The 921-nt window shown below is 75.4% G+C and carries 1 pseudogene; it reads right to left on the reverse strand.

Features of this window, described 5'->3' with window-relative positions:
• Nucleotides 1–605, reverse strand: a pseudogene (locus G3I65_RS05930) (hypothetical protein); the annotation flags it as partial.
• Nucleotides 606–921: the final 316 nt, after the last annotated feature.

Genomic DNA, 921 nt, shown 5'->3' on the forward strand with positions numbered 1-921 from the left:
AGCGTGGCCCCGAGCTGTTCGGCGAACCCGGCCCGCAGCGCGTACCCGGCCTGCGCGGCGACGGCCGCCCGGATGGCGAGCCGCTCCCGCTCGGCCCCCGCGGTGGCGGCTTCTTCCGCACGCCGGTCGAGCAGCGTGACCAGTCCGGCGACGGCGAGCTGGAAGACGGTCACGCCGAACACCACGATGGCGGCGTCCCCGAGTTCGGTCCGCGCGACCGGGCCTGCGAGCAGGAACTGGGCAACACCGGCGGCCGTGTGCACGGCGAGCGCGCTCAGCAGCGCGGGCACGCGGTCGGCGAGCAGGACCAGGAGGTGCCAGCCGACGAGCCCGAACGACCAGTGCGGCTCGCGGAAGAAGGAACCGGGCGGAAGGGCCGCGGTCGCCACGACGGAGGCGGTGATCACGACCAGGGTGCCGACGGCGGAGACGGCGAGCGGGAGCGGTTTCCGCCGCAGCACCCACCAGGCACAGGTGGCGGTGACGGCGGCGAGAACGACGAAGGCGAGGTTCTCGGCGAGCGCCGGGCGGTAGGCGGCTTGGTGGTGGAGGAGGGGAGCGAGGCTGAGCACGGGCTGGATGACGGCGGTGACGCCGAGCAGCACGACCCGGATGGCTGCGGCGAGCCGGACAGCGGGTTCGGCGGGGAGTGGCGGCGGTGATGCGGGGGTGGCTGGTTCGGCTGGTGGTTCGGCAGGGTGCCGTGGCGAGGCGGCGGTGGTCGGCTGGAGCGGTGGTTCGGCGAGGGGGTGCCGTGGCGGGGTGGGTTGGGTGGCCGGTTCTGCGGGGTGCGCTGGTGGGGCGGCGGCGGTTGGCTGGAGGGGTGGTTCGGCGGGGAGCAGCCCCGGTGCTGCGGGGGTGGCCGAGTCGACTGGCGGTTTGGTGTGGGGCTGCTGTGGTGGGGCGGCGGCGGTTGGCTGG

The sequence above is a fragment of the Amycolatopsis sp. SID8362 genome (assembly GCF_010550475.1).
Lineage (GTDB): Bacteria > Actinomycetota > Actinomycetes > Mycobacteriales > Pseudonocardiaceae > Amycolatopsis > Amycolatopsis eburnea.